Origin of the sequence: Serratia liquefaciens ATCC 27592 (assembly GCF_000422085.1) — a bacterium.
Taxonomy (GTDB): Bacteria; Pseudomonadota; Gammaproteobacteria; order Enterobacterales; family Enterobacteriaceae; genus Serratia; species Serratia liquefaciens.
In genome coordinates this window covers 551,216-564,421 of record NC_021741.1, presented here as the reverse complement: position 1 = coordinate 564,421, position 13,206 = coordinate 551,216, and the positions used below count along the sequence as shown (strand labels likewise).

Genomic DNA, 13,206 nt, shown 5'->3' with positions numbered 1-13,206 from the left:
CGAAAAAGAAATGCATCCCTGTCAGAGAGGAACACGGGGTTGCTTTAGAGTAATTTCGGGGAGCGATTATACGGAGCGAGGTACCCCTCGTACCGATTTATGTCACAAATGCATACAACAGGAAGCAAATGAAAATCTTATAACGTGAGCATCATCACAGTTATGGCGGGTTAGACACCTAAAGGGTAAACAGGGCGTGAGTGTTGTGTTGCAACTGGGCGGCAATATCCTCGGCTGACTCGGGGCGCAAGCGGCACAGTTCCTGGAAAACTTCGGCGGCACGTTCAGGGCGGTTGGGCTGCCCCTGGTAACCGGCCAGCGGCATGTCCGGCGCATCGGTTTCCAACAGCAAGGAGGTCAACGGCAATTGAGCCATCACGCTACGGGTTTTCTGCGCCCGCTCATAGCTGATGGTGCCCCCCACGCCAATGTAATAGCCCAGGCGTATAAACGCCTGCGCCTGCGACAGGCTACCGGCAAAACCATGTACGACGCCACGACGTGGCACTTCACTACGACGCAGCATCGCCGCCAGCTGATCGTGGCTGCGGCGGGAATGCAGGATCACCGGCAGGTCGTGTTCTTTAGCCAGTTTCAACTGGGCCTTCAATAGCCGCTGTTGCCGTTCGAACTGCGGGTTCTCCATATACAGATCCAGACCAATCTCCCCCACCGCCACCAGCTTCCGAGGTCGGCTGGCCAGAAAACCCGCCAACTGTTCAAGCTCCGCTTCCTGATGCTGGGCAATATACAGCGGGTGCAGCCCGAGGGCTGCGAACAACGGCGGATAGTCGCGCGCCAGTTTTACCACCCGCGCAAAGCGGTCGGCAGTCACCGTCGGCACGATAATACGCCTTACGCCCGCCCGTTCGGCCAACGCCAGGCTTTCAAGCTCCTGTCCGCTGAACGGCGGGAAATCGAAGTGGCAGTGGGTATCGGTGAAATCTGGGGTCACAGCAACCCCCCTTCACCCGGGGGTACGTCACCCGGCAGAATAATTTCTCTCGCGGCCAGATTGGGCTCCGGCTGCGTGGAAAGTTCGCGCGGGTGTGCCACGTCGGTGATGATCGGCGAAGGCATAACGACATTCTCAGGCTGGATCAAACGGCGCGACAGCGCCTTTTTCACCTTCATACCGTCCAGTTTGTCCTGCTCGACCAGCCAGTGCCCGACGGTCGCCAGGAAATAGCGGCCGCAGCGGCGCCCCAGATGATAGTCCTGATTGAGCGAGGTCAGCCGGCTGCCCAAGGCATTGCTGGCCAGCGGCTTCGGCGGGAAAATTTCAAAGATGCGCAGCTTGCCGGGCGGCTTCTCAATGAATTGCTGAATGCGGTGATAGCTTTGTTCGTGGTGTTGAAGGATGCGCACCATCTGCTGCAGGCTGCTTTCGCTCAGCCAGTGCTCCATGCGCTTCATCCACTGCGGGGTGTAATACATCTGCGAAGGCACGGTACGAATCACCACGATGGTGTCCGCGCCACGACGATAGGCCTCTTCGACTGGGATCGCATCGCTGATGCCACCGTCCTGATAGCTGACGCCGTCCAAATCCACGCCCATACGGTAAAAACCCGGAATGGCGCTGGATGCCTTGATCGCCGGCAACCAACTGGCACGCTGCGCTGGCAGGTAAGTGGGTTCAAAGTCATCGCTGCGGCAGGCGCACATCAGGAATTCACGGCCATCGATCAGGTGTTTTTCCGCCACGTCCATTGCCAGCGGCAGCTGTTGCGACGTGGTGTCGATCAACCAGTCGAGATCGATCAAATGCCCGCCACGCACGAAGCGCAGCGGGTTAAAGAATTCAGCGGAGGTGGTGTAACGGGTGATCACCCGTCGCGCATAGCCCATCTGGCCACAAATAAAGGCCGAGAGATTTTGCGCGCCGGCAGAAGTGCCGATCATCAGATCAAAAGGATTAAAGCGGGCACGCTGAAACTCGTCCAGCACGCCGGCGGTAAAAATGCCGCGCTGCCCGCCCCCTTCACATACCAGCGCCATTTTGCCGGGCCGGTAAGGTTTATACGCCAGCGGTTCTATATTGCCGAGCGTGATGGGTATTCTGTATCCCAACCCTGCATCCTCAGTGAGACGTTTTACCCGAGGATACCTCGTCTTGCTCTCTTCCGTAATCCTCTTGCAGTATGCCAGAGAGGCAGTCATTGCTTCCCATCAGCCAGATGCAGTCATTGTCGGACCACTCCGCCAATGCCTGACACACCCGGCCCTTCAACTGTTTCCAGCGTCCGAGGATGATGTCGCTATTCATGACTGACCTCCCTGGGGTGAGAAAAGGAATTAAGCTTTGTTACACTTTGAGAGAAAAGCTAAGGACGTCGGCGGCCGGTAAACAGGCTGACCAGGAACAGAATGATCCCCACGACGAAGACGATTTTCGCAGCCCAAGCGGCGGTACCCGCCAGAGAGCCGAAACCTAACGCAGCAGCAATCAGTGCGATGACTAAAAAGATAATGCCCCAACGAAACATAAGCTTCTCCTTACCATAGTGAAAAAACACATCGCAACCTGTGCCCTTTTCAGGCTCATCCAGGTTGCCGGTCAGTTTCTTTTTTTGATGGTGCTTCCTGGGTTAACCTTTCAGCCAACCCAGGATTTGGTGCTTATTGTTGCTCGTACTAAAACTTACGGCTTAACTACCAGGTCGTTTTTAACGCTTTTCACGCCGTCGATCGCTTTGGCGATGCTTTCTGCACGCTCAGACTGGGCCTGAGTTTTCACTTCACCGGAAAGCTGCACCACACCATCAGTGGTTTCCACTTTCACGTTGCGTGAAGGCACGATGTCATCGGCCAGCAGTTTGGCTTTCAGTTCACTGGTGGTCGCGGTGTCACCGGCATAAGCCTTCACGGACTGTTTGCTTTCGTCTTTCACGTGCAGCTTGTCGCTGACGGATTTGACGCCTTCCACTTTACCGGCCACTTCAACCGCATGCTCGGCCTGCGCCTGGCTGCCGACAAAACCGCTCAGGGTGACGGTACCTTTTTCCGTTTTCACCGAGATATCGCTGCTGGTAATGGTTTTGTCATCCACCAGCGCACTTTTAACTTTAGCCGTTGTTGCGCTGTCATCCATGTAGCCGTCAACTTTTTTCATGGAGCTATCGATTTTGGCACCCGCGCTATCAGCGGCACTCGACGCTTTGTTGAGCAGCGTATCTTCAGCCAGCGCGCTGCCACTAACCAGAACGGAACCCAAAACAACAGCCATCAGTGATTGTGCAAATTTAGTATTTTTCATCGATCTCTTCCTTTGGTTATGGATCCAAAATGATTGCGGACCCTTCAGTCGCCATAACGCGACTCACTCAGTGAATACTTCACGATTTCTATACGTTCAAACATTCACGCTAAGACGATTGTTGCCACACCAGGAATATTGCAACGGCTGTGCCAACTTTAAAAAATCATTAAAAATCAATAACAAAATAAAAGTTGATTAATAATCGAACTAAAAACTGTCGCCTATTGACGACAACACCCGTCCGTTAAATCAAGGTTATAGCTATGTTATTGATATTAATAACATCACACTGTCTCTTATTGGCAACACTACCGAATAACTCGCTATTATCGTGGCAAAAAATAGTGAATTACGCTTACTGGCTAAATGATGCCCTATTAAATATAGACCATATGACAGAAAAAACAGGAAAGACCGGGTAAATGCTGGCGGATGCGGGGGAGACGAAACTGGTGAAGGAGATTTATTAATTAGCAGAATGGGGAGACGCAATATAACACAGGGCGCCCTAAGGCGCCCTGCTGATCTGTTAGTGCTCGCGCGTTTTGCGGAACACCACTTCCGGATAGCGTTCCTGCGTCAGATTCAGGTTAACCATGGTAGGCGCGATGTAAGACAGGTTGTCGCCGCCGTCCAACGCCAGGTTAAGCTCGTTCTTACGCTTGAACTCCTCGAATTTCTTCACGTCGCTGCATTCCACCCAGCGCGCCGTAGAGACGTTGACCGACTCGTACAAGGCTTCGACGTTGTATTCGCTTTTCAGACGCGCAACTACCACGTCGAACTGCAGCACACCCACCGCGCCCACGATCAAGTCGTTGTTGGCGATTGGACGGAAGACCTGTACCGCCCCTTCTTCGGACAGCTGAACCAGACCCTTCAGCAGCTGTTTTTGCTTCAACGGATCGCGCAGACGAATACGGCGGAACAGCTCCGGTGCGAAGTTCGGGATACCGGTGAACTTCATGTCTTCACCCTGGGTGAAGGTATCGCCGATCTGAATGGTGCCGTGGTTATGCAGGCCAATGATATCGCCCGGATAGGCTTCTTCCACGTGCGAACGGTCGCCCGCCATAAAGGTCAGCGCGTCGGAGATCACCACATCTTTACCGGTACGTACCTGGCGCAGCTTCATGCCTTTTTCGTAACGGCCAGACACCACGCGCATAAAGGCCACGCGGTCGCGGTGTTTTGGATCCATATTGGCCTGGATCTTGAACACGAAACCGGTGAATTTCTCTTCCGCAGCCACCACTTTACGGGTGTTGCTATCGCGCGGCATCGGCGCCGGCGCCCAGGCGACCAGACCGTCGAGCATATGATCCACGCCGAAGTTACCCAGCGCGGTACCGAAGAAGACCGGGGTCAAATCGCCGCTCAGGAAGGCTTCATGGTCGAACTCGTGCGAAGCGCCTTGCACCAGCTCCAGCTCTTCACGCAGCTGCGCGGCCAGATCTTCGCCCACCGCGGCGTCCAGCTCTGGGTTATCCAGGCCTTTGACAATGCGTACTTCCTGAATGGTGTGGCCTTTACCGGTCTGGTAGAGGTAGGTTTCATCCTTGTACAGATGATAAACCCCTTTAAACAGCTTGCCGCAGCCGATAGGCCAGGTGATAGGCGAGCAGGCAATTTTCAACTCACGCTCGACTTCGTCCATCACTTCCATCGGATCGCGGATATCGCGGTCCAATTTGTTCATAAAGGTCAGGATCGGCGTATCGCGCAGACGGGTTACTTCCATCAGCTTACGGGTACGATCTTCAACCCCTTTCGCGGCGTCGATCACCATCAGGCAGCAGTCGACGGCGGTCAGGGTACGATAAGTATCTTCGGAGAAGTCTTCGTGCCCTGGGGTATCCAGCAGGTTAACCAGGCATTCGCGATACGGGAACTGCATCACCGAGGTGGTGATTGAGATACCACGTTGCTTTTCCATTTCCATCCAGTCGGATTTGGCGTGCTGGTTTGAGCCACGGCCTTTTACCGTACCGGCGGTTTGGATCGCCTGTCCGAACAGCAACACCTTTTCGGTAATGGTGGTTTTACCGGCATCGGGGTGCGAGATGATGGCGAAAGTTCTTCTTTTCGAGACTTCGCGGGCAAATTCACTAGGAGACATGTTTTTCAGATTCTACAGTTAGTCCGCCCTGCGAAAGCATCAGAACGCGCCGCGCACGGCGCCAGGCAAAGCGGTAAATAAAAGATAATAGCCGGGCATTTTCGCTGATTTGTCAACCGGTGACAATCAATGCTTTTCCCGGCGGGAAGAAGTTAAAACCAAGACACCGGCTAAGCCAGCGGCAGCGCCATGACGATGGCGTCTTCACGCCCATTGGCGCTCGGATAGTAATTACGGCGGACGGTCACTTCGTTAAAGCCGAGATCTTCATACAACGCAATCGCCGCACGGTTGGAGGCGCGCACTTCCAGCCACAAAGTAACCACACCGCGGGTTTCCAACTGTGCAATCAAGGCTTCCAGCAATTGACGGCCAAAGCCGCGACGCTGCCAGTCGGGGTGAATGGCGATGTTGAACAGCGTGGCCTCATCCAGCACGATCTGGGTAATGGCAAAACCCGCCATCTGCCCGTCGGCGTCCAGTTTCAGGTTAAGATAACGATCGCCCTGATTGCTGGAAAAGGTGGCTTGCGTCCAGGGAAAGGCGTGACTGGCTTGCTCAATCTTGAAGGCCGTGGCCAGATCGGCCGCGGTCAGGGTAGAAATACTGTTCATGATGACAAATCTGCTGCCAGAGTGCGCGTTTGGCACCCGCATCGAGAGAAAGCTCGGCCAGCGCCGGGCTGTGTAGCTGTGCGCCGGCCACCGCGAGCGGCTCCGCAACGCCCAACCGCCAACTGTTGCATTCGGTATCTTCAGGCAGCATCGCCACCTGATCCGGCGTCAGGCCGTAGGTTTGCGCCGGGGTCAACCCCAGGCTGCGCAACACGTCGCAAAACAGCGGATCGTTATGCTCAGGCAGTGCCTGCGCCACGATCAGCAAACGCACTTCGGGCGGCAGGCTGACCGCTACTTCGCCCTGCAACACGCCCGGGCGGCGCAATGTCCACTGCGTAATACCCAGTTGTTGTAACAGCCAGTCGCGTTTTGATGCCATGCCGATTCCTGTCAGGATCTACCCGTTGTGGTGCGCCATGCCTGCCATGCGCCGCGCTATGCTAACAAACCCGCGCGGACTGCGCCAACATCCCCTTCATCTTTCAGGCTGCAGCGGCGTTGGCTTCCCTCGCTCATCCCAGTCACTGAGTTATCTCAGCTCCCGGGAACTCTCTCGATCCCCGCCTGGCTGGAGCCAGAAAGCTATTGGGCATAAACCCGTCGAACATATCGCCACAAAGCTCTATAATCCCCGGTCTAATTTCTAGGAGCCAAAACCTGATGTCTGCATTAACCCCCGCCAGTGAAGTCATGCTGCGCCACAGTGATGAGTTTATCGAACGCCGCGTTCTGTTTGCCGGTGACCTGCAGGACGCCCTGCCGGCCCAATTCGAGGCCGCGGATGTGCGTGTCCATACCCAGCAGTACCATCACTGGCAGTTACTGAACCGGGCGATGGGCGAAAACGTGCAGTTCGGGCTGACCGTGGACGCTGCGTTTGTCGCCGAGTGCGATACGTTGATCTACTATTGGCCGAAGAGCAAACAGGAAGCGCAATTCCAACTGTGCAACATTCTGGCGCTGATGCCGGTCGGCGCAGAAGTGTTCGTGGTCGGTGAAAACCGCAGCGGCGTGCGCAGTGCCGACCAGATGGTGGAAGACTATGCCACACTGGTGAAAATCGACAGCGCCCGCCGCTGTGGCCTGTATCACGGCCGTCTGGATACGCAGACCGAATTCAACCTGGAAGACTGGTGGGAAAGCTATCAGCTGCACGATCTGGAAGTGAAAACCCTGCCGGGCGTGTTCAGCCGCGACGGGCTGGACGTCGGCAGCTCACTGCTGCTGTCGACCCTGGAAAAACACATGAAAGGCAAGGTGCTGGACGTAGGCTGCGGTGCCGGCGTGATGGCTTCCGTGCTGTCCAAACTGTCGCCGAAGATGAAGCTGACCCTCAGCGACGTCAACGCCGCCGCCGTGGAGTCCAGCCGGGCTACGCTTGCCGCCAACGGCATTGAAGGCGAAGTGATCGTCAGTAACGTCTATTCCGACATTACCGGCCGTTTCGACCTGATCATTTCCAACCCGCCATTCCATGATGGCCTGCAAACCAGCCTGACCGCAGCAGAAACCCTGATCCGCGGGGCGTTGAAACACCTGCCGATCGGCGGCCGTCTGCGCATCGTGGCCAACGCCTTCCTGCCGTATCCGGACATCCTGGACGCCACCTTCGGCAGCCATGAAGTGCTGGCACAAAACGGCCGCTTCAAGGTGTACCAGGCGACCGTAGCCCGTGCGCCGCGCGATACCAAGAAAAAGAAGTAACGGCGACCCGCTAACGCGTCTCCGTATCAGGGCGCAGCGTTTACACGCTGCGCCCTTTTTATTAGCCGTTGATATAGGTCATCGACTCTGCACCGTAGCGTGCCCCTGCCGCGGCCTGCAGGGGGAACACCGCCTCAATGGCCGCCAGTTCGGCGGCGCTGAGCGTCAATTCGGCCGCGGCGATATTCTCTTCCAGATAGCGACGGCGTTTGGTGCCAGGGATCGGGACAATGTGCTCACCCTGCGCCAACACCCAGGCTAACGCCAACTGCGACGGCGCAACGCCTTTCTGCTTAGCCAGCTCGGTCACTTTTTCCACCAGCGCCAGATTGCGTGCAAAGTTTTCCCCCTGAAAACGCGGGTTGCTGCGACGGAAATCGTCAGCGTTCAGATCTTCTGGCCGTTGGATCGCTCCGGTCAGAAAACCGCGCCCCAGCGGGCTATAGGGAACAAACCCAATGCCCAGGCGTTCACAGGCCGCCAATACGCCCTGCTCGGCATCGCGTGTCCACAATGAATACTCAGTTTGCAGCGCCGTAATCGGGTGGACTTTATGCGCTCGCTCCAGCGTGGCGACCGAAGCTTCGCTTAGCCCGATATAACGGATTTTTCCTTCGCTAATCAGGTCCGCCATCGTACCTACCACCTCTTCAATCGGCACCTCAGGATCGACGCGGTGCTGGTAATAAAGATCAATCACCTCGACCCCGAGACGCTTCAGGCTGCCCTCCACCGATCGGCGGATGTACTCCGGTCGGCTGCTGACGCCCCGCGCTGCAGGGTTGGCCGGATCGCGCACAATGCCAAACTTGGTGGCCAGAAAGACCTGCTGCCGCTTGCCCTTGATCGCTTTGCCAATCAGCTGTTCATTGGTGTGTGGGCCGTACATGTCGGCGGTATCCAGCAGAGTGACGCCCAACTCCAGCGCACGGTGCAGCGTGGCGATAGCTTCTTGTTCATCGTGAGCGGTCGAATAAAAATCACTCATCCCCATGCAGCCCAACCCCAGAGCGGAAACCAGCGGGCCAGTGGGACCTAATTTGCGTTGTTGCATTGTGTTGCCCTCTTGCGGTTTTTATCAGCGAAGATGCTGATGCAACAGAGTCTGGTTGTTTCGCCTAAAAAGATAAATAATTCAGATTGCTCATCACTGTTCATAAATCACTAACAATACGGAGCGGGGAAGATGGATCAGATCCAGGCCATGCGCATTTTTACCCGTATCGTCGAACTGGGCAGTTTCAGCCGGGCGGCGGAACGCCTGCAGTTACCGCGCGCCACGGTCAGCAATGCCGTTAAGCGGCTGGAGCAGCGCCTCGGTGTGCGCTTGCTGCTGCGCACCACCCGTCAGGTACAGGTGACCAGCGAAGGCACCCTCTATTACCAGCGTTGCGTACAGTTGCTGGGCGCACTGGAAGAGGCGGACACCTTGTTCAGCCATCAAAAACTGCAGCCTTCCGGCAAAGTGCGTATCGATATGCCCCATTCGCTGGCGCGCGAAATCGTTATTCCGGCATTGGATGACTTTTACCGGCGTTACCCGGATCTGACCCTGGCATTGGGTGCCAACGACACCCACGTGGATTTACTGCGTGATGGAGTAGACTGCGTGCTGCGTGCCTGGGAAACCGAAGATGACAGCCTGGTGGCACGCCGCATTGCCATGTTGCCACAGCTGACCTGCGCCTCCCCTGCCTACCTGGCGGCGTTCGGCGTACCGCAGTCGATTGACCGGCTACAGCATCACCAGGCGGTAGGTTATTTTTCCCTCACCAGCAACCGGGATTATCCGCTGGAGTTTTGCCGCAACGGCAAAGTGGAATTGCGCGAATTGCCCGCCAAACTGAGCGTCAGCGGGGCTGATGCCTACACCAGCGGCTGCCGCGCCGGCATGGGGCTGATACAGGCAGCGCATTATTCGCTGGCACCCTGGCTGCAGAAAGGAGAATTGGTCGAAGTGTTGGCAGAAACCCCGCCACCGCCGATGCCCATTTACGTCATGTATCCCCCCGGCCGTTTCCTTGCGCCACGGGTCAGGGTGTTGATTGACTGGCTGATTTGGCTGTTTGAACGCTATCAGTCACCCAAAACGGACGTTTTTCCAGCAAACGCCCGCAAACAGGGGAAATAACTATTGACGTACCCGCCAAAATCTCTAGAATTCGCCTCCGTGGTAACGTTACTCCGGTAATGTATCTGGTATGCGAAGGTGGCGGAATTGGTAGACGCGCTAGCTTCAGGTGTTAGTGTCCTTACGGACGTGAGGGTTCAAGTCCCTCTCTTCGCACCAAATAACCACATGATTTATATTGCACAGCATCAATGCGAAGGTGGCGGAATTGGTAGACGCGCTAGCTTCAGGTGTTAGTGTTCTTACGGACGTGAGGGTTCAAGTCCCTCTCTTCGCACCAAGCTGGTGATATAAATCGAAAGCAAAACAAAGATTATCGGCTGTGCGAAGGTGGCGGAATTGGTAGACGCGCTAGCTTCAGGTGTTAGTGTTCTTACGGACGTGAGGGTTCAAGTCCCTCTCTTCGCACCAATCGATAAATCTCTTCGGAAGTCCTCCCCCCAAAGCCATTCCCAATCGAAACGATAACCAACACGCGATAGCGTGATTTTTGCGTTTTTATCCCAGATTGAAATTCAGGCTGATCGCCGCCAATCCCCCAGCCAATGCCATACAGGAAGGCAGCAGCAGGTAATGCCGCCAGCGGCTGTTGAACAACATCACCAGCGTCGCCAGCATGGCGATCACAATCAGCGTACGCAGTTGCATCATATCCAGGTTGATCAATGCCAGTAACGGCATTAAAGCGCAGGGCAACAAAACGCCCCAGGCGCTGGCCAGCCGATTGCCCAGGCACCAGCTGACGCCCCACAACCCACACGCGGTAATCATGGCTGCAATCATGATAACCCTACCCTTCAAGTGATAATGATAACCAATATCATATAACACTTTTTTTCACTGCGCATCATTTTCGCCGCAACCACCAAACGCGGATGACATAACGGTGTAAAAATGATAGTTTGCCATAAGAAAATTCTTAGTCTTATTCGCATGTTAATAATCACAATCAACAACCATACAATGCGAATGTTTAATTCACGCCGATAGAATTTTTCGCCACCTTAATTTTTCGACAGATCGATATTGTGAAGAGTGAACTCCGTATGAACGCGCGTTCTTATCAGGAACTGCTGAACAGCAAACACCGCTTATCATTATTTTTATTTTTGTTAATGAACGCGGCCTCTTCCATATTTACATTATTGGTCCCATTTAATGACAAGCCAGCTTTTACCCTACCTTTATTAGGTATACCGATATTTTGTCTGGTGGCGCTGTTATTTACCTTGCAGTCTCCACGGTTATACGTCAAAAAATTGAATCTATTTTCCTGCGTGCTTGGCCTGCTGTGGGCTGCCCATATTTACGTTAAAAGTCAGTACTGTGCGCCGAACAACCAAAGTTTTCTATTAATTAGTCTGTTCAGTATGTTTTTTATCAGCGCCATTGCCTTAACCGATAACTTTATCGCTTTTTGCCTGCACGCCGTGCCTTCCGCCCTGGTTATTCTATTACTGGACGGTATGCACAATACCACCAGGATCGTATTCACCACGGTATTGCCGATTATCGCATTCTCTATTCATCATCTGATGCTCAAACGCAGCGAGCTTTTTACCCAAACGCTGGTAGCCAATCTGTATAACGAACGGGACCGGTTCAGCAATTTGAGCATGATCGATCCCTTAACCGGGCTTTATAACCGCCGGGGACTGGAAAATAAAATCAATATGCTGACGGTGCCGCCGTCGGGTTGTCATTTCGTGGTGTTACTCGATATCGACCATTTCAAGGCTTATAACGATAACTATGGTCATACCATGGGCGATCAGGCGCTGGTGCAGGTTGCCATCACCATCCGCGATTCGGTGCGTTCTCGCGATATTGTGGTGCGCTACGGCGGGGAAGAGTTTCTGGTGCTGCTGACCAACGTCAGCGAGGATTACGCCACCCAGTTGGCCGAACGGGTGCGGCTGCGGGTGCAGGGATTAAAAATCCCCCATCGCTTCAACCAGTTGGAAAGCACCACTGTGACGCTCAGCGCCGGGATCTCCGCCTTGGACAAACTTGACGTGTCCTCGGCGATCCGTGCGGCCGATGCCGCCTTGTATCAGGCGAAAAACAACGGCCGCAATAATATTCAGTTGGCGCCTAGCGTGCAGCCCGCCGCTGTCTGAGCCGGCGGGCCAGACTTTTAGCGACGGCGCTGCTGCAAACCGTAAACAAACACCACGCCGAAGCACAACAGCGGCAGCACATACGACAGTGCCGTACTGTATTTGTCCGCCAGCGCCCCCATAAAGTAAGGCATGATGGCCCCCCCGACGATCGCCATGATCATAAAGGAGCTGGCACGCTTGGTGTGTTTGCCCATGTTTTTCACCCCCAGGGCGAAAATGGTCGGGAACATGATCGACATAAAGAAGAACACCGCGATCAATGCCACCACCGAGACCCCATCCAGACTGAGCATCACCACGCCACACAGCGCAATGTTAATCAGCGAGTAGATCATCAGCAACGTGGCCGGCTTGACCCGGCCCATCAGCCAGGTGCTGAAGAAGCGCCCGACCATAAAGCAAATCATGGCGATAGAAAGCAAGTAGGACGCACTTTGATTGGACACTTCGTTCCAGTGTTCGGTGGCGTAGTTGATAAAGAATGCACCGACGCCCACTTGGGCTGCCACATAGAAGAACTGGGTGATCACCCCGCCGACAAAGTGTTTGTGCTGCCATAGCCCCTGGGCGATTTCACCGTGTTCCGGTTGCTCTTCCTCACGAATGTCCGGCAGCCGGGTGCGGCCGAACAAAAAGGCAATCAGCAGCACCAGCACGGCGATCGCCACATAGGTCATCTTCACCGCGCTCTGGTCGCCGCTGCTCGCCCCTTGGGTGGCAGAGAAAAACAGCGTGCCGCCGATCATCGGGCCGATAAACTGCCCCAGACCGTTAAACGACTGGGAAAGGTTCAGCCGCCGTTCGGCCCCCTTCGCGTCGCCCAATACCGTGGCATAAGGGTTGGCCGCCGTTTCCAGGCAGCCCAGTCCACAGGCAATGACAAACAGCGCGAACAGGAACATGGCGAAGCTGTTGGCGGATGCTGCCGGCACAAACAGTAACGCCCCCAGCGCATACAGGCACAGCCCGACCAAAATTCCGGCCTTGTACCCTTTCTTATCCATAAAATAGCCGGCGGGCAGCGCCACCAGGAAGTAGGCGCCGAAATATGCCGCCTGCAATAATCCCGACTGCGCCTTGGTAACGTGCAATGTCTCCTGGAAGTGTTTGTTTAATACGTCCAACAGGCCATACGACAGCCCCCACATAAAGAACAGGCTGGTGACCAGAATAAAAGCCCAGCGCAGGTTGGCGGTTGACTTGACGCCCAGCTGTGGCGGGGCCGCACTTTTTTCAGCAAGCATTGATAT

14 protein-coding genes and 3 tRNA genes are annotated in these 13,206 nt (G+C 55.1%); 6 read left to right on the top strand and 11 right to left on the bottom strand.

Translation table 11 applies throughout. The annotated features are described in order from the left end of the window. Window positions 1-178: 178 nt before the first annotated feature. The 8 genes from M495_RS02625 to M495_RS02595 all read right to left on the bottom strand — a co-directional run bounded on the left by M495_RS02625 (window position 179) and on the right by M495_RS02595 (window position 6,377). Entirely contained in the window at window positions 179-955 is a 777-nt protein-coding gene (locus M495_RS02625; protein WP_020825113.1) for a TatD family hydrolase, read from the bottom strand. Beyond that, window positions 952-2,073, bottom strand: coding sequence for a patatin-like phospholipase family protein (locus M495_RS02620; protein WP_041414172.1), 1,122 nt, complete (start codon window positions 2,071-2,073; stop codon window positions 952-954). The genes M495_RS02625 and M495_RS02620 overlap by 4 nt, the downstream gene beginning before the upstream one ends. Window positions 2,074-2,083: 10 nt before the next feature. After that, window positions 2,084-2,269: a CsbD family protein gene (locus M495_RS02615; protein ID WP_020825111.1), complete on the bottom strand. Its 186-nt coding sequence runs from the start codon at window positions 2,267-2,269 to the stop codon at window positions 2,084-2,086. Between the two features lie 58 nt (window positions 2,270-2,327). Continuing rightward, entirely contained in the window at window positions 2,328-2,489 is a 162-nt protein-coding gene (locus M495_RS24775; protein WP_004857650.1) for a DUF1328 domain-containing protein, read from the bottom strand. Between the two features lie 155 nt (window positions 2,490-2,644). Continuing rightward, entirely contained in the window at window positions 2,645-3,259 is a 615-nt protein-coding gene (gene osmY / locus M495_RS02610; RefSeq protein WP_020825110.1) for a molecular chaperone OsmY, read from the bottom strand. 532 nt (window positions 3,260-3,791) lie between these two features. Continuing rightward, window positions 3,792-5,381: a peptide chain release factor 3 gene (prfC, locus tag M495_RS02605; RefSeq protein WP_020825109.1), complete on the bottom strand. Its 1,590-nt coding sequence runs from the start codon at window positions 5,379-5,381 to the stop codon at window positions 3,792-3,794. A gap of 170 nt (window positions 5,382-5,551) precedes the next feature. Continuing rightward, window positions 5,552-5,995 carry a ribosomal protein S18-alanine N-acetyltransferase gene (gene rimI, locus M495_RS02600; protein WP_020825108.1) on the bottom strand — a complete coding sequence of 148 codons (444 nt, stop codon included), beginning with the start codon at window positions 5,993-5,995 and terminating at the stop codon, window positions 5,552-5,554. Further along, the gene (locus M495_RS02595; protein WP_020825107.1) at window positions 5,940-6,377 is read right to left on the bottom strand and encodes a DNA polymerase III subunit psi; all 438 of its coding nucleotides are present in this window, start codon (window positions 6,375-6,377) and stop codon (window positions 5,940-5,942) included. The genes rimI and M495_RS02595 overlap by 56 nt, the downstream gene beginning before the upstream one ends. Window positions 6,378-6,658: 281 nt before the next feature. Between M495_RS02595 and rsmC the strand changes: the two genes are divergently transcribed. Then, a complete protein-coding gene (gene rsmC / locus M495_RS02590; RefSeq protein WP_020825106.1) occupies window positions 6,659-7,702 on the top strand; it encodes a 16S rRNA (guanine(1207)-N(2))-methyltransferase RsmC in 1,044 nt (347 codons plus the stop codon). 61 nt (window positions 7,703-7,763) lie between these two features. On the opposite strand, the gene M495_RS02585 is transcribed toward rsmC, so the two are convergent. Further along, window positions 7,764-8,756: an aldo/keto reductase gene (locus M495_RS02585; protein ID WP_020825105.1), complete on the bottom strand. Its 993-nt coding sequence runs from the start codon at window positions 8,754-8,756 to the stop codon at window positions 7,764-7,766. A 132-nt stretch (window positions 8,757-8,888) separates the two neighbouring features. Here M495_RS02585 and M495_RS02580 point away from each other — a divergent pair, with 132 nt between their 5' ends. From M495_RS02580 to M495_RS02565, 4 genes are all read left to right on the top strand, one after another. Continuing rightward, the gene (locus tag M495_RS02580) at window positions 8,889-9,833 is read left to right on the top strand and encodes a LysR family transcriptional regulator (protein ID WP_020825104.1); all 945 of its coding nucleotides are present in this window, start codon (window positions 8,889-8,891) and stop codon (window positions 9,831-9,833) included. A 72-nt stretch (window positions 9,834-9,905) separates the two neighbouring features. Next, a tRNA-Leu gene (locus M495_RS02575) sits at window positions 9,906-9,992 on the top strand. Between the two features lie 34 nt (window positions 9,993-10,026). Beyond that, window positions 10,027-10,113: transfer RNA gene (locus tag M495_RS02570), tRNA-Leu, on the top strand. Window positions 10,114-10,157: 44 nt separating this feature from the next. Then, window positions 10,158-10,244 (top strand) — tRNA-Leu (locus tag M495_RS02565). Window positions 10,245-10,331: 87 nt separating this feature from the next. On the opposite strand, the gene M495_RS02560 is transcribed toward M495_RS02565, so the two are convergent. Further along, window positions 10,332-10,616: a DUF1435 domain-containing protein gene (locus M495_RS02560; protein ID WP_020825103.1), complete on the bottom strand. Its 285-nt coding sequence runs from the start codon at window positions 10,614-10,616 to the stop codon at window positions 10,332-10,334. Window positions 10,617-10,879: 263 nt separating this feature from the next. Here M495_RS02560 and M495_RS02555 point away from each other — a divergent pair, with 263 nt between their 5' ends. Next, window positions 10,880-11,953: a GGDEF domain-containing protein gene (locus M495_RS02555; RefSeq protein ID WP_020825102.1), complete on the top strand. Its 1,074-nt coding sequence runs from the start codon at window positions 10,880-10,882 to the stop codon at window positions 11,951-11,953. 17 nt (window positions 11,954-11,970) lie between these two features. Here the strand turns inward: M495_RS02555 and fucP are convergent, their stop codons facing one another. Further along, window positions 11,971-13,200: an L-fucose:H+ symporter permease gene (gene fucP, locus M495_RS02550; protein WP_020825101.1), complete on the bottom strand. Its 1,230-nt coding sequence runs from the start codon at window positions 13,198-13,200 to the stop codon at window positions 11,971-11,973. Between the last annotated feature and the right edge of the window lie 6 nt (window positions 13,201-13,206).